Origin of the sequence: Pseudoalteromonas sp. 13-15, assembly GCF_001468205.2 — a bacterium.
Classification (GTDB): Bacteria; Pseudomonadota; Gammaproteobacteria; order Enterobacterales; family Alteromonadaceae; genus Pseudoalteromonas; species Pseudoalteromonas marina.
This window is the reverse complement of the sequence record NZ_CP019163.1, coordinates 410,988-436,527: the sequence shown is the minus strand read 5'-3', so window position 1 is coordinate 436,527 and position 25,540 is coordinate 410,988. Positions and strand designations below refer to the sequence as shown.

Below are 25,540 nucleotides of genomic sequence, written 5' to 3'. Positions count from 1 at the left end.
AAGTCTGGTCGATTCAGTGCTTGTCTATATTTTTATCCATCGACCACCCCACAATACGTCGAGGGAATAAGTTCATTACTGTTGCCACATATAAAAAACCTTCATAAGTTCTTATGTAAGTTATGTCGCTTACCCACGATTGATTCGGCGCTGGCGGGTTAAATTGACGCGCTAATAAGTTATCTGCAATCCGCGATGTCTTACCACCTTTAATATGGCGACGCTTATACCCTATTTGCGCTTTAAGCTTATGTTGTCGCATGATCTTTGCGACACGATTTACGCTACATTGCTCACCGGCTTCACGCAAGTCTGAATGTATCCAAGGGCTACCATACGTACTGCCACTGGCTACATAAAACACTTTAATGAGCTTCAACAAGCGATTATCTTCAAGCGTTCGATTGCTTATGGGCTTCTTTAACCACGCATAAAAACCACTACGATGCAGTTTAAAAAGACGGCACATCGTCGTAATGGAAAACTCATCTTGGTGATCACGAATGAAGCCGTTCTTTACTCAGGGTTGCTGGCAAAGTACCTTGCGGCCTTTTTTGAAATATCCCGTTCCTCCGTGACACGTTTCAATTGCGCTTCTAATTTAGCTATTTTCAATTTTTCATCGGATGATTGAACGGCTTTAGGTTTATCTGATAACTGGCTCCGCCAGTGATATAAGGTTTTGGTAGAAATATCTAAACGTTCAGCGACTTCTGCGACTGAATACCCGCGCTCAGTAATTTGTTTAACAGCCGCTTCTTTAAACTCTTGGGTATAACTCTTGCCTTTGCTCATAAAACACCTCTTATTAGAAGTTACAATGTAACTTATTGGGTGTCTAGCAAACTATGGGTAGTACAAATAAATAATGAAGACAGCAAGGGTTTTATGCGGGTTAATCAATCAAGCTACCAAAGAAGTGCTCTGCCAAGAAAAATCACCCAAGGTATTTATTCCCTTTGTAATAAAGCAATATTGTATTTAGTATCAATATGTTGAGTGGAGGTAATCTCTGACAGATCTTAAATAGTGTACTTATAGGCGTTTGTTTCAACCCCACCAAATTTAACACAGACTTTAGTCAGGTCTAAGGTGAGTTCGATGAATCGACTTAATTTTAAGCACACTAGCGGTAAAACATAAATTAAGCGAGAGGTTGCACTCTCGCTCTTTTAGTAGTGCTGTCAGTATTAGCTTAGCTATTAGCTACTTTACGCACATGCTCTATAAGTTTATCCATAATGGCAGGCTCTTTCACAGAGCTAGTTCCATTACCAGAAATAATGTAAGGATAAGAAATTGAATATTCAACTTTTGAATTACCACGATACAAGAATATATTTACGTCAACTTTGGCCGTAGTTTTTCCAATACTTAACTTAAATGAACTTTCATATTTGTTTTTAGAAGTGCTTTCACTTTCATTCCTTCCCCAGCCATCAAGCAACCTAGTGAAGTTAGTTTTAACAGATGCAGGATCAAAATCTACATTAAATTCTCCACTTCGAGTGACTTTTTTCTTAATAGAGGGATTTATATCGCTAAAAAGCTTAACCAAACGTTGCTCCAGCTTTTGCCCTTCCATCAATGGGGTATATGTCATAAAAATAGGATTTTTGCCTGGAACAGTCTCAACTTCCGATGCAGGGAATAAAGTAAATATGAGTTTTTCTGGTGTTTCAGAAATTTCGTATTTGAAGTCAGCGTACAACTTAGTCGAATGGAAATCACCTGTACTAAAGAGCTCTCCGTTTACTAACGTTAATCTGATAGTTTTATTCGAGGTGTTTAAAGAAACAGTTCTTCCCCACTTTTCTAGCGGCGCTCCTGGATTGATTCTTCTTGTACAAAGACTTCCACAATTACTATATGGAGCCTTCCCGCTTATTTGAGTCTTGATAGCATACGCAATATCAAACTCCGTTATACTACTAGCACCTTCTTGTTTAACCTTCGTAAATTCAAAAACTCTTTTATTTGCCACTATCTGCATAGGTGATTTACCTGCATGAACAGCCTTGAATGTTGCGCCACAGCCAGATAAAAAAGTAGCTAATAATACTATTGATATGTACAACTTATACTTCACAATACATCCTTATTTTTTGATCAAATTTATTTGATTATTATTTTGCTTTGTAACATTCCGTAATAAAGCGGCAACAGTTTTTCAGAAAATTTACTGTTAATCAAGAAGATAATGATACACAAATAATGACGGGACAATAAGTAAACATCATGCTTGATATTTGCACTAAGTAGGTCGTAAAAACCATTATGCTGAGCGGCTGTGAAAGTTGTAAATTATTTTCTATTAGGCAGGGTGTATAAAAATCAACCGAAAAATCGTATACCTTGGTGTGGCAAATGCAAAATCTGTGTTACGGTTACTTGTCGGCAACTAGAAAGCAGTAACACACTTTTTAATCCACTGAATTTAAAGCATTAAAGTTCTAGTATCGCACATATCACAGTTAATGCATTTATTATTTATTAGTAGTGCCACTATTACTTCCTTTTTTGATCTTAAATAGAGTGCAAATACTGAATCGCACTTGTGATATGTAGTTTATAGGTTACTTAACGCTTTTCATCTCTAAAAAAGATACCGAGCACCCATTAATTTTTTATTGCAAACCGCTAAGAAAACATTAATCTTAATGTCATTAATTAAGTTTTGGAGTTAAAAACAATGGCTGATTATGTATGGATATTCCCCGCAGTTGTACTTACTATCATTTTGGTTAAACTGGTTATAACTCATATAAACACTAAGAAAGAAGAGTCTTGATTTAACAGACTGCATGTAAATTAGTTCATTTCTTTAATAAGTAGCTTTTATTATGAATAAACTTTTTCGTTTTATTTAAGCAATAAAGTTCACAGTGATATACAGATACCTTCATTACTAAGTTTAATCGTTAAGTTACTACTGTATGCTTATGGGGGTTACGTGTATCTTGGTGCTCATCTAAATTACGCATCAAAATGGCGTGCTCTAAATTAATACCTTCATCTAGCGGAATTTTTACAATATGCCCAGAGCCTTTGGCATCGCTAATACTTTCGCCCTTTTTGTTTTGCATGTATTCAAGCTCAAACGTAATGTTTCCTTGCGGTGTCATCAGCTCTAAAGAATGCCCAACACAAAATTTATTTTTAACGTCTATTTCAACTAGTCCATTTTCGCAGCGCCCTAGTACTTCACCCACAAATTGCTGCTTAGTAGACACCGAGTGACCGTATTCGTAGTTTTGATACTCTTGGTGAGCATGGCGTTTTAAAAAGCCTTCGGTATAGCCTCTATGTGCTAAGTTCTCAAGCGTCTTAAATAAGTTTGTATCGAATGGTTTACCCGCAACCGCATCATCTATTGCTTTACGGTATACCTGAGCGGTGCGCGCAACGTAATAAAATGATTTAGTACGCCCTTCTATTTTTAAACTATGTACGCCCATTTTTGTAAGCTGTTCAACATACTGCACGGCACGCAAATCTTTTGAATTCATAATATAAGTGCCATGCTCATCCTCAAATGCTGGCATATACTCACCTGGGCGACCTTGCTCTTCGAGCATAAATACATCGTTACTTGGCGCGCCTTCGCCAAGAGTAGGAATTACCTGTTTCGGATCAAACTTATGCACCATTTCGCCGGTTTCGTTCTCAGTACCGGGTTTTACATCGTATTCCCAACGGCATGCATTCGTACACGTACCTTGATTTGGATCGCGCTTATTTATATAACCCGAGAGTAAACATCGTCCAGAATAAGCCATACATAATGCACCATGCACGAATACTTCTAGCTCGGTGTCTGGACACTGTGTGCGTATTTCCTTTATTTCTTCAAGCGATAGCTCGCGAGATAAAATAACACGCTCAATACCTTGTTTTGCCCAAAACCGCACACTAGCGTAATTAACGGCATTTGCTTGCACTGATAAATGAATCGGCATTGTTGGCCATTTTTCACGAACAAGCATAATTAAACCCGGATCGGACATAATCAGCGCATCGGGCCCCATTGCTATTACCGGTTCAATATCACGTAAATACGATTTAACCTTAGCGTTATGCGGTGCAATATTAGAGACCACATAAAACTTTTTATTTAATGCGTGAGCTTCATTAATGCCTATTTGTAATGTGTCTAGGTCAAACTCATTATTTCGTACACGCAAACTGTAGCGAGGCTGGCCGGCGTAAACGGCATCGGCCCCATATGCAAAAGCGTAACGCATATTTTTTAAACTGCCTGCAGGGCACAATAGTTCAGGTATAAAACGGCTTGAAGAAACAGGTGACATTTGCGCTCCCTACAACAAAGGACATTAAGCCAATGGTGTGCGTCATAAATTTAAATATAAAATCAAAGCGCGGCAGTATAAATAGCACTAAAAATTTCCCCTTGATCAAGATCATAAAATTGTAATTGAACTGGTTTTTAATAAAATTAGGATTTTTCAGCTAAAGCGCGTATAATTCGCGCCCGTTAATATTCACACTTTTACTTATAAATTATTGGAGCATAAAGATGGCTTTAGAGCGTACTTTCTCAATCGTAAAACCTGATGCAGTAGCTAAAAACCACATCGGCGCTATCTACAACCGTTTCGAAACTGCTGGCCTTAAAATCGTTGCAGCTAAAATGGTTCACCTTTCACAAGAGAAAGCTGAAGGCTTCTACGCTGAGCACAGCGAACGTCCTTTCTTTGGCGCTTTAGTTTCTTTCATGACTTCTGGCCCAGTAATGGTTACCGTTCTTGAAGGCGAAAACGCTGTTCTTAAAAACCGTGAAATCATGGGTGCTACTAACCCTGCTGAAGCACTAGCTGGTACTTTACGTGCAGACTACGCTGACAGCATCGACGAAAACGCTGTTCACGGTTCTGACGCTGTTGAATCTGCTGCTCGCGAAATCGCGTACTTCTTCGCTGACGAAGAGCTTTGCCCACGTACTCGTTAATTTGAGTTTCACAGTTAACCCTGTGATGCAAAGTATGAAAAGGGCTTTCGAGCCCTTTTTTAGTCATTAATTAAAGTATTACACTGGCATATTTGATGTTTTACTTAATGATTAAAGTGAGTGAATTGTGTACAATTCGCCCTTGTAAATTTTATCACCACCGTTACTGATTAAGGTTGTTTCATGACCACTGCGCAAAAAAAGATTAACTTATTAGATTTAAACCGAGATGCAATGCGTGAGCTATTTGTATCGTTCGGTGAAAAGCCATTTCGTGGCGATCAGGTGATGAAATGGATTTATCATTTTGGCGTAGATAACTTCGACGAAATGAGCAATGTAAATAAAAAGCTTAAAGAAAAGCTTAAAGCTGAATGCGAAATTGTAGCCCCTGAAATATCAGTTCGCCAACAAGCGAGCGACGGTACAATCAAATACGCATTAGTCCTTGAAGGCGGCCAAGAAGTTGAAGCCGTTTGGATCCCAGAAAAAGAACGTGCAACGTTATGTGTATCTTCACAAGTTGGCTGTGCTTTAGAATGTACGTTTTGCTCTACTGCACAACAAGGCTTTAACCGTAACTTAAAAGTGTCTGAAATTATTGGCCAAGTATGGCGTGTAGCTAAAGATATTGGCCTTGATGGCAACAGCGAAAAGCGCCCTGTTACTAACGTAGTAATGATGGGTATGGGCGAGCCATTACTTAACGTTAAAAACGTAGTACCTGCTATGGAATTAATGATGGACGACTGGGGCTTTGGTTTATCTAAGCGCCGCGTAACATTAAGTACATCGGGCGTGGTACCGGCACTTGATTTATTAAAAGAGAAGATTGACGTAGCGCTTGCTATTTCACTTCACGCGCCAGATAACGCACTGCGTGATATTTTAGTGCCTATTAATAAAAAGTACCCTATTGAAGAGTTTTTAGCCGCATGTCGTCGCTACATTGATGGCTCTAAAGCCAATAAAGACGTAACAATTGAATACGTAATGCTTAACGGCGTTAACGACAGCACCGACCAAGCTCACGAATTAGTTAAAACGTTAAAAGGCACGCCTTCTAAGGTAAACCTTATTCCGTTTAATCCATTTCCGGGTAACGAATACACACGCTCGAGCAACAGCCGAATAGACCGCTTTTCTAAGGTTTTACAAGCTGCTGGCATTACATGTATTGTGCGTCGTACTCGCGGGGATGATATTGATGCAGCATGTGGGCAATTAGCTGGCGATGTAGTTGACCGCACTAAACGTATGGCGAAAAAGAAAATGCGTGACGATAACAAAATCTCAGTTAACATCCAGCAAGCCTAAATTTAATTAAATTACTAAAAGCCCTCCTGTTAAATCGTTTATTATTAAATAATTGATGCAACATGAGGGCTTTTAGGTAATATAGGCAATATGGACAAAAATAAAGAGATAAGGTAATGCGATCTATACTTGCTATAACACTATCGGCACTGGCTTTAAGTGGCTGTGTTACCGAAAGTAGTTATAACGGCAGTAATAAGCCCGTTGTCAAAAATAAAATCAATAACGCCGGGGCAGCACGCACTCGAATAGCTTTAGCCTTACAGTACCTAAAAACAGGTAATAATTCACAAGCAAAATACAACCTAGAACGCGCTGCTGAATTCGCTCCCAATTTACCTGAAGTTCATTACTCTATGGCCTACTACTACCAGCAAGTAGGTGAAAACCCATTAGCCGACAAAGCCTATCAAAAAGCATTAGATATAAAGCCTGATGATCCTAATACACTCAACAACTACGGTGTATTTTTATGTGGTATTGATGAATACGACCGCGCCACTGATCAATTTTTAAAAGCCATTGAAATTCCAACGTATATTCGTGTTGCCGAGAGCTACGAAAATCTAGCGTTGTGCGCCATTGAATTTGATGATTTTGAAAACGCAGAAACTTACTTTAAGCAAGCGCTTAATCACAGCTCTCAACGAACCTCTACTCTTATAAGCTTAGCGGCTCTGTTTTATGCAAAAAGTGACTTATACAAAGCGAACGACATTCTTAAAAAACATGACGACACAGGCCGAGTATCCTCGCGTGCTTTAATGCTTAGCTATTTAGTTAAAAATCGTATGGGTCGAATAGAAGAAGCCGAAAAAGTAGCAAGCACACTTTTACAAACCTATTCTACTAGTAAAGAAGCATACGCAATTAGAGAGCAACGCACACGATTTAACGAATTTGAAATGCTGCGCGAGAAATATCGTAAGGCAAAACTCAACGAGTTAAAAGCTGATGCAGACGGCACATATATAAGTGCAAAACCAAAAATAAAAATAGTAAGAAAAAAAGCACCTAATCAAGACAGCACAACAAGCCTGGTTATTAAGCAACCGGCACAAGTAACCCCAGCAAAGCCTGAACAAAACACGCAAGATGCGAATCCGGTCATAGCCAGAAATGATATAAACACAAGCGCAGATACAGCTGTTGATGAAGCTGCAACAACACCAGAAGTCACTCCAAAAAAAGTTAAACCTAAAGCACCTGAGGCAACCATTGTAAAACAGTCAGTACAAGCTGAAACAAAACAAATTAAACCCTCTGGGCCATCAACAGATACGTCTGCGGTATTACTTGCATTAACAGCCCAACCAAAAACAACAAATATGCCTGAGTCAGTTATTGAAGAGCCAGCTACTAATTCAAGCACAGCAGCTTCAACAGTAACAGCTAAAGTAGTACCAGCAGCACCAAAAGAAGAGGTGAAAATTATTTCTTTTGGGGCGCCTAAAACGGCTAACTTTAATTCACCTCAAACAAATCAGCCAGCAGTCAAGACGAACACGCCAGCTGCCAGTAACGACTCAAATGTTGTTTTTTACGAAGCCACTAAAAATGAAGATATTTTTGAAACGAGTAGTTACCAAAACGGTAATGAAGTTACATTTACAAACTTATCATCAAATAAGCAAACAGCGTTACCTATGTTAAATCCTAAAGTCGCTACATTACGAGTGCCTTTTCATATCATTGAGTTTGGTGAAAACCTATTTAGCATTTCGGTGCGATACAATGTTAAACTACAAAAGCTCCTACAATGGAATGGATTAAAAGAGTCGGATCGGGTAATGAATGGCAGTAAAATTTACTTAAACGATCCTAATATTTATTACGAAATTAAATCTGGTGACTCCCTTTACGATATTGCTACCCAGAAGCAAGTATTAATTGATGAATTAATGCGATGGAATAAATTAAGTCCTGATATAGAGCTAAAACCAGGACATAGACTTTTACTAGTGGATCCAGACTCATACCTATTATGAATGAAGAAAATACGCAAAGCGAGCAGCCTACAGTAGGCCAAATTTTAAAAGCACACAGAGAGCAAGCCAAGGTAAGCATTGAAACCATCGCTAAACCACTAAAGCTATCTGAGTTTCAAATTAAGCACCTTGAAAATGACGACTTTCAAGCGTTAGGACCTATTACTTTTGTTAAAGGTTATATAAAGAACTATTGCCGTGAATTAAAAGTAGATAGCGCACCTATATTAGCCATGTTGCCAGCACCACCTGAGCCAGCAAAACCAGCTAACATGCAGAGCTTTTCTCGTCGTACAGAAAAAGAAGCAAGCGATAGCCGTTTAATGTTGGTAACTTACATTATTATAGCCATTGTTATTGGCTCGTCTGCTTTATGGTTTTGGCAAAACGCCACCCCAATTGAAGAACAAACCACAAATATAAATATTGGCAACACCATAATGAGTGAACGCCAAGCCATTCAATCAACTAATATTGAACAGCAAAAAACAGCAAACGATGTTGATGAGTTACGCCAAGAGCCTGTTGAGCAAAGTACAGATTTTACAAATAACGAAATAACACAAGCAGTTAACGAACAAACTTCTGAGTCAGATACCGATAAAGCCGACATCAGCACAATAGAAATGCTATTTAATGACGAAAGCTGGGTCGAAATTCACGACGGCGAAGGCGAAAAAATAGCCTTTGGCGTTAAAAAAGCAGGTTACAGAATGACTGTTTCTGGTACACCTCCTTTTGCTGTTGTGCTTGGTAAGCACAATGTAGTTAACATTACCTTAAACGGTGAGCCAATAGATATTTCGGCTTTTCCTAAGAACCGTTTAGCCAAATTTACATTACCATTAGCAGAGTAGTCGCTATGTTTTCAGAATCACCAATTAAACGCAGAAAATCCACCCGTATTAATGTAGGTAATGTGCCTATTGGCGACGGCGCTCCAATTGCCGTGCAGTCGATGACTAATACCGACACCATGGATGTTGATGCAACCGTTGCACAAATTCAAGCCATACAAGATGCTGGCGCCGACATAGTACGAGTATCGGTACCGACTATGGACGCAGCTGAAGCGTTTAAAAGTATAAAAGAGCAAGTAAGTATTCCGCTTGTTGCCGACATTCATTTTGATTACCGCATAGCCCTAAAAGTGGCAAAGTATGGCGTAGATTGTTTACGTATAAACCCTGGTAATATCGGAAGCGAAGAGCGCATTAGAGCTGTTGTTGATTCAGCTCGCGAGCACAATATCCCTATTCGTATTGGTGTAAACGGTGGCTCACTTGAGCGCGATTTACAGGAAAAATATGGTGAACCAACACCTGAGGCGTTATTAGAATCAGCAATGCGCCATGTTGATATATTACGTCGCCTTGATTTTGATCAATTTAAAATATCGGTAAAAGCGTCAGACGTATTTTTAGCTGTAGGCGCATATCGCTTGCTTGCAAAAGAAATAGACCAACCTTTGCATTTGGGTATCACTGAAGCTGGCGGCATGCGTTCAGGTTCGGTTAAATCGGCTGTTGGCTTAGGTATGTTACTAGCCGAAGGCATAGGCGATACATTACGTGTATCACTCGCCGCCGACCCGGTACAAGAAATAAAAGTAGGCTTTGATATATTAAAATCACTGCGCATTCGCTCTCGTGGTATTAACTTTATTGCCTGCCCCAGCTGCTCTCGTCAAGAGTTTGATGTAGTAAGCACTATGAACCAACTAGAAGAACGCCTTGAAGATATAATCGAACCGGTTTCTGTATCGGTTATTGGTTGTGTAGTAAATGGCCCTGGTGAAGCACTCGTCAGTGATATTGGCCTTGCCGGTGCAAATCGCCGTTCTGGTTTGTATATAAATGGTGAACGTCAAAAAGCCCGTATCGACAATAACAATATTGTTGAGCAATTAGAGGGCTACGTTCGCGATTTCATAGATAAAAAACAAAGCCAAACCCCTATCGATGTAAAAATAGTCGAATAAATAACGTATAAACCGCCAAGCATTTGTGTTTGGCGTTGACCTTTATAATAGATTTACCCAAGCATTCAAAAATACAGAGCTCAACGCTTCATCAGGCTTTATATCAAAGTATTACTTTTAATAATGGTAATTTCTTTTAATTCCAACGACGCTCGCATCTTGAGTTGGTTTGGGTATATAATGTCGGGTCAATTTTAAGCATTCTCGTTGTGTAAGCATTTTTTTATTACACATAAACAGTAATTAGGATTTATCAGTGGCAAAACAAATTCAGGCAGTTCGCGGTATGAACGATTGTCTGCCGGGCGATACACAAATTTGGCAGAAAGTAGAAAACATTTTACGCGAGACTGTAGCATCGTTCGGTTATCAAGAAATTCGTTTTCCTATTGTAGAATCAACCGATCTATTTAAACGCTCTATTGGTGAAGTAACCGATATAGTAGAAAAAGAAATGTACACCTTTGCCGATCGCAATGGCGACTTACTAACACTTCGCCCTGAAGGCACCGCAGTCTGTGTACGTGCTGGCAACCAAAATGGCTTACTGTATAACCAAGAGCAACGTCTTTGGTATATGGGCCCTATGTTTCGTCACGAGCGTCCGCAAAAAGGGCGTTATCGTCAATTTCACCAATTTGGTTTAGAAACCTTTGGTATTGCCACAGCCGACATAGACGCAGAAGTTATTTTATTAACAGCACAGCTTTGGGAAGCGTTTGGCATTACTGAGCACGTACGTTTAGAGCTTAACTCTTTAGGTTCTAACGAAGCGCGCGCCGATTACCGAGATGCGCTTGTTGCTTACCTTGAACAACATACCGACGTGCTTGATGAAGACTCAAAACGCCGTATGTATTCAAACCCGTTACGTGTACTTGATAGCAAAAATCCAGACGTTCAAGCAATCTTAGTTGAAGCGCCTAAATTATCTGAGCATTTAGATGCTGAATCAAAAGAACATTTTGAAAATTTATGTGAACGTTTAGACGCAGCTGGCGTCTCATACACGGTTAACGAAAAATTAGTGCGCGGTTTAGACTATTACAACCGCACAGTATTTGAATGGGTAACCGACAGCCTTGGCGCGCAAGGCACTGTGTGTGCAGGTGGACGTTACGACGGTTTAGTAGAGCAACTTGGTGGAAAGGCAACCCCAGCAGTTGGCTTTGCAATGGGCCTAGAGCGCTTAGTATTGCTACTACAAGCACTTGAATGTGTTGGTGACATACGTCGTAATGCTGATGTATATTTAGCGGCAATGGGCGACAAAGCAAGTATTCAAGCCCCAATTATCGCGTCAGAACTACGCCGTGATGTGGCTGGCCTTCGTGTGATGGTTCACGCGGGTGGCGGAAACTTTAAAAAACAATTAAAACGTGCCGATAAAAGCGATGCACTTGTTGCCGTAATTATTGGTGAAGATGAATTAGAGCAAGGCGTTGTGACTATAAAGTATTTACGCGAGCGTAAAGAACAAGTCACATTAAAATTAGAACAAGCTAAAGCGCTACTAGCTGAGCTTATAATCGGCTAAGCAGATATTAGAGGTAATCATGGATATACATTCAACAGAAGAAGAACAAGCAGAAGCAATTAAACGCTTTTTCCGTGAAAACGGTCTTTCACTGGCACTTGGTGTAATTGTTGGCTTAGGTGGCTTATATGGTTGGAAAGCTTATAACCAAAACCAAATTACAACCGCTGAGCAAGCGTCAGATTCTTACACTAAATTAGTTGAAGGTGATGATGTTTTATCATCAGCTGATGCTTTTATCAGTGAAAATAAAGACACAAACTATGCTGCACTTGCAGCGTTTGTTGCCGCTAAAGATGCGGTAGAAGCACAAAAATTAGATGTCGCTAGTGAAAAGCTAAGCTGGATTGTATCAAACGTTGATAATGCAGAATTAAAAGCAATTGCGATTACACGTTTAGCGCGTATTCAAATTGCACAAACTAATTTTGACGATGCTTTAAGCACACTAAATGCACCATTACCTGAAGCATTTAATGCAAACGTTGCAGAGCTTAAAGGCGATATTTATGCTCAGCAAGGTAATAAAGAACAAGCACGTACTGCTTATCAAGCTGCAGTAGATGCAGGTGGGTTAACAGGTAACCCACTTTTACAAGTTAAGTTAGATGACCTAGCAGTAACTAGCCCAGCGGCATAAGGTTTTAGGTATGAAAAAATTAACGACCGCAACCCTTGCCCTATGTATGGCAACGCTAATGGGTTGTTCATCAAGTGATGAAGAAGACGAACTAGTCCTTCCTGAAATCGTCAATCAGTTTGAAACTGATGTGGTTTGGCAAGAGTCTGTAGGTAGCGGCGTAGAGCATTATTTTTCTCGCTTAACACCTGCTGTTTACAAAGACACTGTTTATGTTGCTAACCGCGAAGGTCAAGTAGAAGCGTTATCGCTTACTAACGGCGATGTACAGTGGGACACCGACGTACGCCAAGACACCTCTTTTTGGCCTTGGAGCGACGACGGTTCAGCAAAATTATCAGGTGGTATATTACAAGCTTATGGTAAACTGTATATTGGTTCTGAACATGGCTTTGTTGTAGCACTTGACCGCGAAACCGGCGAAGAAGTATGGCGTAAAAACGTACCTGGTGAATCACTTTCAAAAGCAGCAGCTGGCGATGGCTTAATATTTGTAAACTTAGGCTCGGGTAAATTACTAGCCCTTCATCCCGATACTGGTGAAGAGCGTTGGAGCTTTGAGCAAGAAGTGCCTGCGCTTACATTACGTGGACAAAGTGCACCCACTGTTGCCAATGGTGGTGTTTTAGTTGGCCTTGAAACAGGTAAATTAAGCGTATTAATTTCAGAAAGTGGTTACTCAGCTTGGAGTGCAGAAATTGCAGCTGCAAAAGGTGCCTCAGAATTTGAACGCCTAGTTGATGTAGACACGCAGCCACTCATTAGCGGCCCATACGCTTATGCAATTGCATACAACGGTAACTTAGCTGCAGTGGATATTCGCTCTGGTAATGTTGTTTGGAAGCGCGAATACAGTAGCTATCGCGAAATTTCGATGGATGCGCAAAGTATTTATGTAGTAGACAGCAACGGCGTTGTTTATGCATTAGATAAAAATTCAGGTATTGAACGTTGGAGCCAACCCGCACTTCGTGGTTGGTACTTAACAGGTCCTGCTGTTACAGGTAACTATTTAGCCTTAGGCGACCAAGAAGGTAACCTACATTGGCTAAACAAAGACACTGGTGAGCTTGTATCTCGTGAAGACTTTGACAGCTCAGGCTTCTTTGTTGAACCTGTTGTTGCCGACGACAAACTGATATTATACACCCGTGACGGTGAAGTAAGTGCGGTAACAATACCAAACTAACTAGCTAACACTTAAAGGTTTTTTGTAAGGCTTCGCTCTGCGAAGCCTTTTGTTGTTTTTTAAAGAGGTAGTTTATGCTTCCCGTGATCGCTCTAGTTGGGCGACCCAATGTGGGCAAATCCACATTATTTAACCGTTTAACACGTACTCGTGATGCACTCGTAGCCGATTTTCCAGGTTTAACACGAGATAGAAAATATGGCCAAGCTAATTACGATGGCTATGAATTTATCGTGGTGGACACGGGCGGTATTGATGGCACAGAAGAAGGCATCGAGATCGAAATGGCTGACCAATCGCTACTTGCTATTGAAGAAGCCGACATCGTACTGTTTTTAGTAGACGCACGCGTAGGTATGACCGTTGCCGACCAAGCTATTGCCAATCATCTTCGCAAGCAAGACAAAAAATGTTTTGTTGTTGCCAATAAAACCGATGGCATAGACGCTGATTCAAATTGTGCTGAATTTTACCAGCTATCACTGGGTGAAATTCATCACATAGCAGCAGCGCATGGTCGTGGTATTACACTTTTACTTGAGCACACACTTCAACCTGTGATTGCCGAACTAGCAGCACAAGATGAAGACGTAGCCGATGACGATGAAGAGCTAATAGACCTTTACGAAGAAGGTGAAGGCGATGATACCGACCACCAAGCATTTGCAGATAAGCCGGTAAAGCTTGCAATTATTGGTCGTCCTAATGTTGGTAAGTCAACACTTACAAACCGTATACTAGGTGAAGAACGTGTAATTGTGTACGATATGCCAGGTACAACGCGCGACTCTATCTATATCCCTATGACACGTAACGAAAAAGAGTACGTGTTAATCGACACAGCTGGTGTACGTAAACGTAAAAAAGTAAGCGACGTAGTAGAAAAGTTCTCAGTTATTAAAACACTGCAGGCTATTGAAGATTGTAATGTTGTTTTATTGGTTGTAGATGCGCGCGATGGTATTTCTGATCAAGACTTAAGTTTATTAGGTTTTGCGCTTAACTCAGGTCGTTCATTGGTTATTGCCGTGAACAAATGGGATGGGCTTGATGACTACGTTAAAGATCGTATTAAAACCGAGCTTGACCGTCGTTTAGGCTTTATTGACTTTGCACGCTTGCACTTTATATCAGCACTTCATGGTACAGGTGTTGGCCACTTATTTGAATCCGTTGATGAAGCGTACGAGTCAGCAACTAAACGTATAAGTACTGCAATGCTACGCCGTATTATGGACATGGCACAGGCCGATCACCAGCCGCCTCTTGTTCGTGGTCGTCGTGTTAAGCTTAAATACGCGCATGCCGGTGGTTATAACCCGCCACGTATTGTAATTCACGGTAACCAAGTTCACGATTTACCAGATAGCTACAAACGCTACCTGATGAACTACTACCGTAAAGCACTTAAAATTATGGGCACCCCAATCAAAATTGAATTTAGAGAAGGTGATAACCCATTTGCAGGGCGTACTAATAAAGTAACGCTTTCGCAAAAACGTAAAATACGTGCCTTTGCAAAAGAAAACCGTAATAAATAAACTGCATAAGCATTAATTTATTACAAAAAGCGGCGTACTTTTTAGTACGCCGTTTTTTGTTTTAATACATTATTAAACGTTACAAGCTAAGTAAAGCTAAGCGCACTAAGTTCTCAACCGTGGTTTCGTGCGCACTTTTATTTTTATTAGTTGGCATAAACCTAGAAGCAGGCGGTTTAATAGTTACAAACCCATGATTGGTGGCCATTTCGTGGGCTAACAACTTTCTCGCTTTGGGTGTTAAATGGTTTTCGTGTATTTTTGCAAGCTCGCCGCTATCAAGCCATATTCCTGCACAACCCGGGCACTCGTCTATCTCAACCACTTTGAGCGGTGAAAAATACCGGCGCATCATCACTATGCTTGCGCACTTTGGGCAATTTACTCGCGATAATACATCGCCCTCACCTTCAATGTAATTACTCAAATACTTAAGTAATACCTGACCATGCTTTAACTCTGGCGAGCTAAACTTAAAAATTTGGCTGTTATCAAAAAACACGCCGCCTTGCGCTGACGTAAAAACAGTAATGCCGCCAACAAGTAAAGGTTCAAGTGGCGTATTACTACGAGGACAGTACATTTAAAATTCCTTTTCATTGATGCTTTTTTACTCAAGCGCTTTATGAATAAGCCCAACAAGCGGTGCTGGCAATGTAATATTACCTGCAAGTACAAACTCATGCGCGTCATCTGACATTTTTTGCCATGTACGGCGAATAATCCCTATCCATTTTTGCTCATCGTAATCAGGCTTACTATTAGCAAACCCCAACATGTAATGCTCAATAAATACGAGGCTTGCTACGTCTTCTACTAATTGGCTGTCTGGGTTACGTTTAATATTTTTTTTAGCTACCGCATCGTACACTCTGTTTTGCTCAGCTTCGCCGTAACCAGCTTGCTTCATGAGCGCAACAACACTACTTGCATGAAATATATAAAGTGCACTGCGCCATTGATGATAACCCTGCTTGTTCATTTCAAAGTCACTACGCGGCGACTTCCAGCGTTGTATATGCTGCCCACGCACTGCAATTTGCATAAGCTCGCCAGCATCGGGGTTAAAACGGCTAAGCATGTCGCTCATTCGAGTAGCATAAAGGCTTTCTTTGGGCACGCTTTGCCCATTAAATTGCTCAGTATTTGGGTCTTGGTTGTTTGCTTCATCAATTAAGGCGATTACTTTATTAAACATGACAGTCATTTTTTATAATAAGTTTTAATCATTCTAAACGCTGATAAAACAATAAACTAGAGCTGCTGTAAGTTATGTAGTGAAATTTGCTCAATCTTAAAATACAACCGATAAATACAACCGATAAATACATAAGGGTAAAAGTAAGCGCATTGATTAAGTTAACTTGGTACTATATTAAGCACAAATTAAAATAAAAAAGCGCGACTAACTCGCCAATAACGGATCACTATGTTTAAAAACCGTATTTTAGCTATTTGCTTAGCAGCCACTTCGCTACCAAGCCTTGCCGACAGCAACAGCGATTTAAAAACCATTATTGATAACCACTGGCAAAATGCCAAAGCTGAAAAAATATTCTTTCGAACCGACCCTGACGGTTGGAAACCAAACGGCACATTACCAAATTGGAGCGAGCAAGCCATTGCTAAGCGCCAAGCGTATAACAACAGCGTACTAAAAAGCTTAGCCAACATTGACCCAAAAACGCTCAATAACGAGCAGCTAATGAACTATCGCTTATTTAAATATGAGCGCGAAACCGAGCAGCAAAGCTACCTTTATCAAGATAAGTATTTTCCGGTTAATTTTTTAAGTGGCTGGCATACTTACTTTGCAGAAGCACCCGCTAACATGGCTTTTTTAACAGCAGATGATTACAACGCATTTTTAATCAGCCTTGCCGACTACCCGCGCTTTAATCAGCAAAATATTGATTTAATGAAAGAAGGTATAAAAACAGGCTTTACTCATTACTGTAAAACCTTTGAAAATTACAGCCAAAGCATAAGCGCGCATTTAGTTAAAAACCCCGAAAAAAGCGCCCTTTACGAGCCCTTTACGCGTATACCTAATACATTTAGTGCAGCGCAAAAAGCGAGTTTAAAACAAAAAGCACAAGCGTTAATTGAAGAAAAAGTAATTCCTGCCTATCAGCATTTTTATGACTTTTTTAAAAATGATTACATGTCACACTGTAGAGAGCAGCCGGGCATTGCAAGCGTTGAAGGCGGGCTTGATTATTACAAATACACCGTTAATTACTACACCACAACTAACGCCACGCCTAAACAAATACATGAGCTGGGCCTTAAAGAAGTTGGGCGTATTAAAGCGCAAATGCAAGCCATTATTGATGAAGTAGGCTTTGATGGCACCTATAGTGAGTTTTTAGAATTTTTAGCAACCGATGAGCAATTTTACGCAAAAGACGCGCAAGACCTACTTGAAAAAACCGCTTTTATCACGCAAAAAATGTATGGCAAATTGCCTACTTACTTTGGCCACTTACCGCGTAACACCTTTACTATTAAAGGCTCAGCAAGTCGTGGCGCGTTTTATATGCCACCGCCAGATAACCGCTCACCAGGTACTTATTTTTTAGCCTCAACACCTAAACTGCAGCCTTTATATAATTTAGAAGCACTCAGCCTGCACGAAGCCATACCAGGGCACCACCTACAAAACGCTATTGCTATGGAGTTAAATGTACCTGAATTTAGACGCACACTCAGCCACTCTGCATTTGGCGAAGGTTGGGCGCTGTATACAGAGCGCTTAGGTAAAGAAGCGGGCTTTTATCAAAGCCCTTACAGCGATTTTGGCCGTTTAGGTTACGAAATGTGGCGTGCAGTGCGCTTAGTGGTTGATACCGGTATTCATGCATTTGGCTGGAGCCGCCAAAAAGCAATTGACTACCTAGCAAGCCACACCGCGTTGCCACAAAGCGCCGTGGAAGATCAAATAGACCGCTATATTTCATGGCCAGGCCAAGCGCTTTCGTACAAAATGGGCGAAATAAAAATACGCGAACTTCGCGCAAAAGCCGAAAAAGAGCTTGGTGGACAATTTGATATACGCAGCTTTCACGATACCGTTATTGGCCAAGGCTCCCTGCCAATGGCTGTACTTGAAGACGTTATAAACGATTGGATAGCAAAACAAAAAATGACAAAGTAAAACCGTACTTTAATAAAATAAGAGGCGGTTACTCTATCGCCTCTTCTTAAATCGCAACCTTGCACGTATTTATAAATTTACTCGATTAAAAACACGATTAACTAATCCTCAGCTACTTTTGTTTCGTAAATACAACATCGACAAAACCAGAGCAAAAGTATGAGCAAACGCATTTTATATTGGCTACAAAACGATTTACGCCTAAACGACAACCCAATTTTTAGCAAACTTGCACTACAGCAATGCGCACTAGACGTGGTGTTTGTAATTAACCCCAACTGGTTTAAAAACACAAATTATCAGCAAAAGCAGTATGGTGAAAACAAGTACACCTTTTTAATGCAAAGCCTTTATGAGCTACAGCAAGCATTAATTGCGCGTGGCCAAACTCTGCACGTGCTAGAAGGCGAACCCGTTAGTGTTTTAAAGCAACGTATTAAAGAGCAACACATTGATGAAGTGGTTTACAGTGAGCAATTTGGTGTGTACGAACAACGCGAAATTAATTTATTAAAAGCTCATTGTCCTGAAACCCAGTTTACCGGTACCCTGCAGGATACCTTGTATCAGCAAAACGAACTGCCATTTAACTTAACAGATTTACCCAAAAGCTTTACCCCATTTAAAAAGAAGGTTGAAGCTGCCAACATACCAATCACGCTGTCGCACATTACAACCGAGCTATTGCCTAAACCTATTACGCTGTGCTCTAAAAACCCAATTGAGTTACCAAAAGCAATTAACAACTCAATGCATGGTGGCTTAACAAGCGCACAAAAACACTGTGAACAATACTTTGCAGGCGAATTACCTAGCACGTACAAAATAACTCGCAACGCGCTTGACGGCTTTGACAACACCACTAAATTTAGCCCATGGCTTGCTTTTGGGTGTATTAGCGCAAAACAAATATACAATGCGGTTGAGCAATACGAACAAACATATACCGCTAACGATTCAACCTACTGGATTAAGTTTGAACTACTGTGGCGCGAATACTTTAAATGGCACGCGCTAAATGTACAAAGCAGCTTGTTTAGTTTTAAGGGGCAAAAGCAAACTAAGCCACTTACTACGTTTATGCCAAACCGTTTTGCTGCTTGGTGCCAAGGCACAACGCCTTACCCCTTGGTTAATGCCATCATGAAAGAGCTCAATGCCACCGGTTTTATAACAAACCGCTCAAGGCAAATTGTGGCAAGCTGCTTAGTTAACGAGCTGGCACTCGATTGGCGTTACGGCGCAGCTTATTTTGAGCAGCAGCTAATTGATCATGACGTAGCAGCCAATTGGGGCAACTGGCAGTACATAGCGGGAGTAGGCGTTGACCCACGTGGCGGGCGGCACTTCAATATTGAAAAGCAAACACAGCAGTTTGACCCTAAATCCATTTACACCAAAAAATGGGGAGGCAATCAAAGCCCAGATGCACAGCTCGATCACTTAAACGAAGTAGATTGGCCTATTTAAGCCAATCTACCTCCACCTAGTTATATTTAAAACAGCTGAGCAATGCCTACATTAATGGAAAAGCCACCTAATGTTAAAAACAAAAATAAACAGCCCGCTAATAACAGCGGTTTTATACCGGCTTGGCGAATAGCGCCAACATGTGTACGCAGCCCAAGTGCGACCATGGCAATGGTAAGTAGTATATTGTCAAACCATACAATGGCGTTTGTAGTACCTTGCGGAATAACCGATAACGAATGTATCCCGCTTGCCACTATAAACAAAACCGCAAACCAAGGGATTGTAATTCTTGATTTTTGCTCGCCGCCATGTGAGTTTATGTTTGCATGCTTTTTACTTTGCCAAAACGATAAGCCTACTAAAAATGGCGCAAGCATCATTACGCGTAGCATTTTTTCTATCACGGCGGTGTCGGCTGCATTGGCGCTTACAGCTGTGCCCGCTGCTACCACTTGCGCGACTTCATGAATGGTTGAACCAACAAAAATACCATATGCGTGCTCACTCAGCCCCATGTACTCAAACATAATTGGGTAGGCAAACATACTTAACGTGCCAAACACCACCACCGTTGCCACCGCTACCGATACTTTATGTGCCTGAGCTTTTATAACCGGCTCGGTTGCCATTACCGCTGCAGCGCCACAAATAGAGCTACCCGCACCTATTAGTATGGTTGTTTGTTCATCAAGCTTAAAAACGCGCTTACCTAGCTGTACTGCTAATATAAACGTACCTAACAGCATTACCACATCGGTTAATAGGCCATGCCAGCCTACACCCGCTACTTGTGCAAAAGTAATCCTAAACCCAAATAAAATAACGCCCGCTTTAAGTAATATACTTTTAGCGTAATCAACGCCTACATCTGTACGCGTAGCAATGTGCGAAAACACACTGTTACCCACAATAATGCCAAGCACAATACCAATTGTTAAGGAGCTAAATTGCGCACTTTGCATTATAGGTAACTTACTTAATGCAACAGATGCCCCCGCTAACACAACCACCAGCAGCATACCTAACCACCAGCGCGTATCGCCGTATTGCTTAGTATTAATAACCAAAGGCTGAAACCCATTTTTAATAGCGCTAAGCATAATATTCCCTCACTTAAACCAAGTTGATGTGTTGACTTAATTGTAAGAAAGCTCAAAATATAACTCCAATATATTAAAATCATGATTTGATAACTTAAGGTTATACAATTTAGAGTTATACAATTTAAGGGTGTTCAATGAACTTACATGCACTTAGGGTGTTTTATACAGTGGCTAAATTGGGTAGCTTTTCAGGCGCAGCCGAAGCGCTTTTTATAAGCCAGCCCGCTGTTTCTAAAGCACTAAAAGAGCTAGAGCATCAGTTAAATATTCAACTTATTGAACGTGCATCTAAAGGTAAAAAGCTCACCTTAAGCGAAGGCGGCCAAGCCTTGTATGATCACGCCCGTAGTATTTTTGCTATCGAAAAAGCCGCCCTAGACGATATAAAATCGCGCACTGGGCTCAAACGCGGCACCTTAGTTATAGGCACCAGCACCACCATTGCCAGTTATTGGCTACCGCCTTATTTAGCCAAATTTTGCGCCCAATACCCGCATATAAAAGTAGAAGTACAAGTGGCTAATACCGCGCAAATTGAGCATGCGTTGCTAGAGTGCACCATCGATTTAGCACTGGTTGAGGGCACACCTACCGAGCCGCACATTATTAGTAAGCACTGGCAAAACGATTTAATGAGTGTGGTTATACCGAGTAACTTTAAGCCCACTAAAGACTTAAAAGCATGGTTAAACGAGCAGTTTTGGTTACTGCGCGAGCCAGGCTCTGGCACGTTAGAAATGTCGGTAAAGTTATTAGCAGAGCATGGCGTGCAAGCTGAGCGCAGTATGCAATTAGGTAGCAACGAAGCCATAGCAAGGGCCGTTGCGCAAGGTATGGGGGTCGCTTTATTGCCAAACGTAGTCACAGAAGACTTAGTGCAGTTAGGTAAATTAACGCGCCTGAGCCAAAAAAATAACAAGCAACTCTCTCGCCCACTATATCAACTGCATTATAAAGACAGACCGTCTTCGCATGCTGCCCAAGCGTTCGAAAAAAGCTTGTTTAGTGAATAGTGATTAAGCGTGTAAAACTATGGCTAGACTGTAAGTCATCTATAGGCAAAAAACTTTAGCTAAATACAATTTGTTGGCATTTTTCATAAACCACAATTGAGTTTTTTCAGATCGCATTAATGTCATAAGCCACATAACTTTAAGTAAAAGACTAATAATCAATACCACAGTATTATTCATTCACATGTGTGGATAATATAACTAAGGTTAAGACAAATACTTTGATGCTAAACCAATACCAATAATTAAAATAATTAATAAAACCCAATATCTTTTTGAACCATCTAAATTTTCACCGCACACAGGGCAAGATGATGACGCGATTGGAGTCTCGTTAAGATTTGTCGTTTTAACTACAGGTGAAGTAATCCCTGCTTTACACTTTTTACACTTCATAAACATCCATTTTAACTATAAATAAAATTGCGGGATGATTCTCACATAACCCTTACAAACCCTGAGTTAAATCTTCTGCCAATGACCCCGTTGGTTTTTCAATCACACGTACTAACTCTTTGCCATTTTGTTTAACAATAAATGTAGGTGTGTATTGCAAGTCGTGCGCCAGTGCTATTCCGGCATCGTCTTGCTTGTTGTAACCCACTGCCACATAGTTAACACTTGCCAGTTCAACTTTTGACTGTTCAAGAAGTTTAATGAGTTTAGGTACTTCGCGGTGGCTGTCGTGACACCAAGTACCAAATAAAACAACTAGCTCTTTACCTTTAAGCTTTTGCATTAACGCAATATCTTTAGAGGTAGGGGTAAACGTTGTGTAATATTCGCTAAATTTATCGTAATCGTTTAGTAAAGCCTGCGCGCTTATCTCACCTGAAAATGGCGCAACATCGTCAGCACACGCTGCCAATGGCATGCTTAAGGCGCATAATAAAATTAATTTTTTAATCATTAGGTTAAAGTAACTTTTAAAATGAGTAATTAAGCTCACTATACTGAATATTACTGAATGTTTACACATTGTTTGCACCTTCTTTTTTTATTGTTTTAACACGTTATTAAAATAAAAAAGATCGCATCAATGACCATAAAACCCCTACTATTTTATTCATTAATTACCTCCACTACATTTTTGTATGGCTGTGGCGGTACTGAGCAAACAGCCGATAGCAGCACAGAGCAAAGTACTGACTCATCATCAACAATCACGTCAACTGGTTTAGTTATTAACGAAATTGTCGCAAGCCCAAGCGATACAACCTACGATTGGATTGAGCTATACGCCACTGAAGATATAGCCGACCTATCGGTATTTTCACTTGTTGATGATAACGCCGACAGAGAGCCTCAAGCTTTGCCCGCAGCATCGCTTTCGCAAGGTGAGTTTATTGTTATTCAAGCCATTGATGAAACCGACACCCCGCCCGATAACGGTTATTACGTCACCTTTAAACTAGGTAGCGACGATGCGGTTACGTTATACGAGGACGGCACTGCTATCTCTGTACTTGATTGGGAAGAAGGCGAAGCCGCTGAAGGCTTTAGTTACGGCTTATACACCGATGGCACCGGCACCGCGCAAACATTAACGCCCACAGAAGGCGCAGCTAACCAAACAGCCGATACCTCTACACTTGTTTCAACGCTAATTGCTGAAGATGCACCACTTCGTATAAACGAAGTAGTAGCAAAAGATAGTAGCGGCGGTGAAGACTGGATAGAGCTTTATGTAACAAGCAGTAGCGATGTGTATTTAGCAGACTACACACTAAGTGATGACAATAGCGAGCAATTTGCTCTACCCGATATCACGTTATCGCCGGGTGAGTTTTACCGCATTTACGCAAGCACCGATGATTTAGGCGATCTGCCAAGCGTTGCGTTTAAATTAGGCGCAAGCGATACCGTCAGCCTTTACAGTAACAATGTAATTATAGAGCAGTTATCGTGGAATAAAGGCCAAGCGCTAAGTGGTTACAGCTATGGCCGCTACCCAGATGGCAGTGATGCAACTGCGGTACTCACTCCAACAGAACTTAGCTCAAACAGCCAAGCAACCCACGGGCCACTCGTTATTCACGAAATAGTGGCAAGCGCAGCAAACGATGGCAACGACTGGTTTGAGCTATACAACAACAGCGAAAATACAATTAACTTAGCCAACTACAAAGTCATTGATGAAAGCGACGACATAGACCCCATCACCCTGCCCGACATAGATTTATACGCAGGTGAATACATTACTATTTATGCCACCGATGAAGACCCAGGCACTTACTACGTACCTTTTAAACTAGGCAAAGAAGACGAGCTAAGCTTAATACTCAACGATGAAGTAATTGACTACATTGACTGGGATGAAAGTGATGTAGCCACAGGCTTTAGTTACGGCCTAAGTAGCAGTACAGGCTTTACTCATGCGTTTTTAACACCTACCCCAAGTAGTGAAAATACAGTGGCAACCGCCTTTACACCCACAGCGGTTAATACGCTTTCTATTACAATTACCGACGAAAACTGGCAAGACATTCTAGATAACCCACTTGATGAGGAATACCACGAAACCGCTATTACCTTTAATGGGGTAACACTCGATAGCGTGGCTATTCGCACTAAAGGTGGCTCAAGTTTAAGAAGTGTTGCCAACTCTAGCAGCGACCGTTACAGCTTTAAGGTTGATATTAACGAATATGTGTCGGGGCAAAAGTTTTTTGGACTAAAAAAATTCACACTACAAAATTCGTTTAACGACCCGTCGTACATGCGTGAAGTAATCGCCTACGAGCTAATGGATGAAATGGGTGTACCAACGCCTGAGCATGCTTACGTTAACTTTTATGTAAACGGCGAACTATTTGGTTTGTATTTAATGGTAGAAGCCGTGGATGGCGAATTTGTTGAAAAACACTTTACCAACAGTAATGGCGATTTATACAAGCCAGATGGCACAGGCAGCGATTTACTATGGCTAGGTGACGACATACAAAGCTACACCGATATAAACCTGCAAACCAACGAAGACACCACCGATAACGGTGCCTTTATTAACTTTGTAGAATCGCTCGATAAAGGCGAAACCAGCGCCATAGATATAGACACACTTTTACGTTATATGTCGGTTAGTACTTCACTGTCCAATTTAGATAGCTACCACGGTCCGCTTGCACATAACTATTATATTTATGATGACGATGGCGTATTTAGCATTTTGCCATGGGATTTTAACGAGTCATTTGGCACCTTTGCCATGGATTGTAATGGCGTAGATGTAAGAGAGCTCTACATTGATGAGCCAGTAAGCGGCGCATTAATCGAGCGCCCGTTAATTGCTAATGTCTTTGCCGAGCAAAGCAACCTAGAAACGTACCACAGTTACTTAACACAGCTTATTAATGGCTCACTTTCAAGCGATACATTTAACGCACGCGTAAATGAAATAGCCGACCTAATTCGTGAGCACGTACAAAACGACCCAACCAGCTTTTATGGCTCAACCTACTTTGAGCAAAACCTAACCTCTACAACGGGGCAGTTTTACGGCTTAACGTCTTTTATGCAGTACCGCGTAGCAAATATGGTCGCGCAGCTCGATGGCACATTGCCCTCAGCGGGCGATGGCAGCGGATTTTGCTCTAGATAAACAACCCATCCTTCATGCGGTGTCAGCACGCTGG

Annotated in this window: 21 protein-coding genes; 13 read left to right on the top strand and 8 right to left on the bottom strand. The window is 41.0% G+C overall.

All coding sequences use genetic code 11. The features are described from left to right. Positions 1-13: 13 nt before the first annotated feature. The 4 genes from ATS72_RS17460 to trhP form a co-directional block, all read right to left on the bottom strand. Positions 14-469: an IS3 family transposase gene (locus ATS72_RS17460; RefSeq protein ID WP_058430338.1), complete on the bottom strand. Its 456-nt coding sequence runs from the start codon at positions 467-469 to the stop codon at positions 14-16. Positions 470-516: 47 nt separating this feature from the next. Next, a complete protein-coding gene (locus tag ATS72_RS17455) occupies positions 517-795 on the bottom strand; it encodes a transposase (RefSeq protein WP_058430339.1) in 279 nt (92 codons plus the stop codon). Between the two features lie 400 nt (positions 796-1,195). Beyond that, complete coding sequence (locus ATS72_RS17450; RefSeq protein ID WP_058430340.1) at positions 1,196-2,089, bottom strand: hypothetical protein; 894 nt, start codon at positions 2,087-2,089, stop codon at positions 1,196-1,198. A gap of 832 nt (positions 2,090-2,921) precedes the next feature. Further along, a complete protein-coding gene (gene trhP / locus ATS72_RS17445; RefSeq protein ID WP_058430341.1) occupies positions 2,922-4,310 on the bottom strand; it encodes a prephenate-dependent tRNA uridine(34) hydroxylase TrhP in 1,389 nt (462 codons plus the stop codon). Between the two features lie 227 nt (positions 4,311-4,537). Between trhP and ndk the strand changes: the two genes are divergently transcribed. The 9 genes from ndk (at position 4,538) to der (ending at position 15,162) form a co-directional block, all read left to right on the top strand. After that, positions 4,538-4,969 carry a nucleoside-diphosphate kinase gene (gene ndk, locus ATS72_RS17440; RefSeq protein ID WP_008111339.1) on the top strand — a complete coding sequence of 144 codons (432 nt, stop codon included), beginning with the start codon at positions 4,538-4,540 and terminating at the stop codon, positions 4,967-4,969. 183 nt (positions 4,970-5,152) lie between these two features. Then, positions 5,153-6,286 carry a bifunctional tRNA (adenosine(37)-C2)-methyltransferase TrmG/ribosomal RNA large subunit methyltransferase RlmN gene (locus tag ATS72_RS17435; protein ID WP_006793574.1) on the top strand — a complete coding sequence of 378 codons (1,134 nt, stop codon included), beginning with the start codon at positions 5,153-5,155 and terminating at the stop codon, positions 6,284-6,286. 116 nt (positions 6,287-6,402) lie between these two features. Next, a complete protein-coding gene (pilW, locus tag ATS72_RS17430) occupies positions 6,403-8,274 on the top strand; it encodes a type IV pilus biogenesis/stability protein PilW (protein WP_058430342.1) in 1,872 nt (623 codons plus the stop codon). Continuing rightward, on the top strand, positions 8,271-9,131 hold the full coding sequence (locus tag ATS72_RS17425; protein ID WP_058430343.1) for a RodZ domain-containing protein: 861 nt from the start codon (positions 8,271-8,273) through the stop codon (positions 9,129-9,131). Before pilW ends, ATS72_RS17425 begins: the two co-directional genes overlap by 4 nt. Before the next feature lie 5 nt (positions 9,132-9,136). Then, positions 9,137-10,255 (top strand): flavodoxin-dependent (E)-4-hydroxy-3-methylbut-2-enyl-diphosphate synthase, encoded by a 1,119-nt coding sequence (gene ispG, locus ATS72_RS17420; protein WP_006793571.1) that lies wholly within the window; start codon positions 9,137-9,139, stop codon positions 10,253-10,255. A gap of 256 nt (positions 10,256-10,511) precedes the next feature. Beyond that, entirely contained in the window at positions 10,512-11,792 is a 1,281-nt protein-coding gene (gene hisS / locus ATS72_RS17415) for a histidine--tRNA ligase (protein ID WP_058430344.1), read from the top strand. Positions 11,793-11,811: 19 nt separating this feature from the next. Then, entirely contained in the window at positions 11,812-12,432 is a 621-nt protein-coding gene (locus ATS72_RS17410) for a YfgM family protein (protein ID WP_006793569.1), read from the top strand. Positions 12,433-12,442: 10 nt separating this feature from the next. After that, positions 12,443-13,621 (top strand): outer membrane protein assembly factor BamB, encoded by a 1,179-nt coding sequence (bamB, locus tag ATS72_RS17405; RefSeq protein WP_006793568.1) that lies wholly within the window; start codon positions 12,443-12,445, stop codon positions 13,619-13,621. Between the two features lie 74 nt (positions 13,622-13,695). Next, positions 13,696-15,162 (top strand): ribosome biogenesis GTPase Der, encoded by a 1,467-nt coding sequence (gene der / locus ATS72_RS17400; RefSeq protein ID WP_010556037.1) that lies wholly within the window; start codon positions 13,696-13,698, stop codon positions 15,160-15,162. 79 nt (positions 15,163-15,241) lie between these two features. On the opposite strand, the gene ATS72_RS17395 is transcribed toward der, so the two are convergent. Continuing rightward, positions 15,242-15,745: a TFIIB-type zinc ribbon-containing protein gene (locus ATS72_RS17395; RefSeq protein ID WP_058430345.1), complete on the bottom strand. Its 504-nt coding sequence runs from the start codon at positions 15,743-15,745 to the stop codon at positions 15,242-15,244. A gap of 27 nt (positions 15,746-15,772) precedes the next feature. Next, positions 15,773-16,360, bottom strand: coding sequence for a DUF4202 domain-containing protein (locus tag ATS72_RS17390; protein WP_006793565.1), 588 nt, complete (start codon positions 16,358-16,360; stop codon positions 15,773-15,775). 231 nt (positions 16,361-16,591) lie between these two features. Between ATS72_RS17390 and ATS72_RS17385 the strand changes: the two genes are divergently transcribed. Next, complete coding sequence (locus ATS72_RS17385) at positions 16,592-18,319, top strand: DUF885 domain-containing protein (RefSeq protein WP_058430346.1); 1,728 nt, start codon at positions 16,592-16,594, stop codon at positions 18,317-18,319. A 159-nt stretch (positions 18,320-18,478) separates the two neighbouring features. Then, positions 18,479-19,789: a DASH family cryptochrome gene (locus ATS72_RS17380; RefSeq protein ID WP_058430347.1), complete on the top strand. Its 1,311-nt coding sequence runs from the start codon at positions 18,479-18,481 to the stop codon at positions 19,787-19,789. A 26-nt stretch (positions 19,790-19,815) separates the two neighbouring features. On the opposite strand, the gene ATS72_RS17375 is transcribed toward ATS72_RS17380, so the two are convergent. Beyond that, positions 19,816-20,892 carry a YeiH family protein gene (locus tag ATS72_RS17375; protein ID WP_058430348.1) on the bottom strand — a complete coding sequence of 359 codons (1,077 nt, stop codon included), beginning with the start codon at positions 20,890-20,892 and terminating at the stop codon, positions 19,816-19,818. Positions 20,893-21,029: 137 nt separating this feature from the next. Between ATS72_RS17375 and ATS72_RS17370 the strand changes: the two genes are divergently transcribed. Continuing rightward, positions 21,030-21,908: a LysR family transcriptional regulator gene (locus ATS72_RS17370; RefSeq protein ID WP_058430349.1), complete on the top strand. Its 879-nt coding sequence runs from the start codon at positions 21,030-21,032 to the stop codon at positions 21,906-21,908. A 448-nt stretch (positions 21,909-22,356) separates the two neighbouring features. Here the strand turns inward: ATS72_RS17370 and ATS72_RS17360 are convergent, their stop codons facing one another. Beyond that, positions 22,357-22,818: a TlpA family protein disulfide reductase gene (locus tag ATS72_RS17360; RefSeq protein ID WP_058430361.1), complete on the bottom strand. Its 462-nt coding sequence runs from the start codon at positions 22,816-22,818 to the stop codon at positions 22,357-22,359. Positions 22,819-22,947: 129 nt separating this feature from the next. Between ATS72_RS17360 and ATS72_RS17355 the strand changes: the two genes are divergently transcribed. Next, a complete protein-coding gene (locus ATS72_RS17355; RefSeq protein ID WP_058430350.1) occupies positions 22,948-25,506 on the top strand; it encodes a CotH kinase family protein in 2,559 nt (852 codons plus the stop codon). The last annotated feature ends 34 nt before the right edge of the window (positions 25,507-25,540 follow it).

Excerpts from the sequence above, each read along its gene's own strand:
- ATS72_RS17460 (WP_058430338.1), bottom strand. The coding sequence starts at position 469 with ATGTGCCGTCTTTTTAAACTGCATCGTAGTGGTTTTTATGCGTGGTTA.
- ATS72_RS17455 (WP_058430339.1), bottom strand. The coding sequence starts at position 795 with ATGAGCAAAGGCAAGAGTTATACCCAAGAGTTTAAAGAAGCGGCTGTT.
- trhP (WP_058430341.1), bottom strand. The coding sequence starts at position 4,310 with ATGTCACCTGTTTCTTCAAGCCGTTTTATACCTGAACTATTGTGCCCT.
- ndk (WP_008111339.1), top strand. The coding sequence starts at position 4,538 with ATGGCTTTAGAGCGTACTTTCTCAATCGTAAAACCTGATGCAGTAGCT.
- ATS72_RS17435 (WP_006793574.1), top strand. The coding sequence starts at position 5,153 with ATGACCACTGCGCAAAAAAAGATTAACTTATTAGATTTAAACCGAGAT.
- pilW (WP_058430342.1), top strand. The coding sequence starts at position 6,403 with ATGCGATCTATACTTGCTATAACACTATCGGCACTGGCTTTAAGTGGC.
- ATS72_RS17425 (WP_058430343.1), top strand. The coding sequence starts at position 8,271 with ATGAATGAAGAAAATACGCAAAGCGAGCAGCCTACAGTAGGCCAAATT.
- ispG (WP_006793571.1), top strand. The coding sequence starts at position 9,137 with ATGTTTTCAGAATCACCAATTAAACGCAGAAAATCCACCCGTATTAAT.
- ATS72_RS17410 (WP_006793569.1), top strand. The coding sequence starts at position 11,812 with ATGGATATACATTCAACAGAAGAAGAACAAGCAGAAGCAATTAAACGC.
- bamB (WP_006793568.1), top strand. The coding sequence starts at position 12,443 with ATGAAAAAATTAACGACCGCAACCCTTGCCCTATGTATGGCAACGCTA.
- der (WP_010556037.1), top strand. The coding sequence starts at position 13,696 with ATGCTTCCCGTGATCGCTCTAGTTGGGCGACCCAATGTGGGCAAATCC.
- ATS72_RS17395 (WP_058430345.1), bottom strand. The coding sequence starts at position 15,745 with ATGTACTGTCCTCGTAGTAATACGCCACTTGAACCTTTACTTGTTGGC.
- ATS72_RS17390 (WP_006793565.1), bottom strand. The coding sequence starts at position 16,360 with ATGTTTAATAAAGTAATCGCCTTAATTGATGAAGCAAACAACCAAGAC.
- ATS72_RS17385 (WP_058430346.1), top strand. The coding sequence starts at position 16,592 with ATGTTTAAAAACCGTATTTTAGCTATTTGCTTAGCAGCCACTTCGCTA.
- ATS72_RS17380 (WP_058430347.1), top strand. The coding sequence starts at position 18,479 with ATGAGCAAACGCATTTTATATTGGCTACAAAACGATTTACGCCTAAAC.
- ATS72_RS17375 (WP_058430348.1), bottom strand. The coding sequence starts at position 20,892 with ATGCTTAGCGCTATTAAAAATGGGTTTCAGCCTTTGGTTATTAATACT.
- ATS72_RS17370 (WP_058430349.1), top strand. The coding sequence starts at position 21,030 with ATGAACTTACATGCACTTAGGGTGTTTTATACAGTGGCTAAATTGGGT.
- ATS72_RS17360 (WP_058430361.1), bottom strand. The coding sequence starts at position 22,818 with ATGATTAAAAAATTAATTTTATTATGCGCCTTAAGCATGCCATTGGCA.
- ATS72_RS17355 (WP_058430350.1), top strand. The coding sequence starts at position 22,948 with ATGACCATAAAACCCCTACTATTTTATTCATTAATTACCTCCACTACA.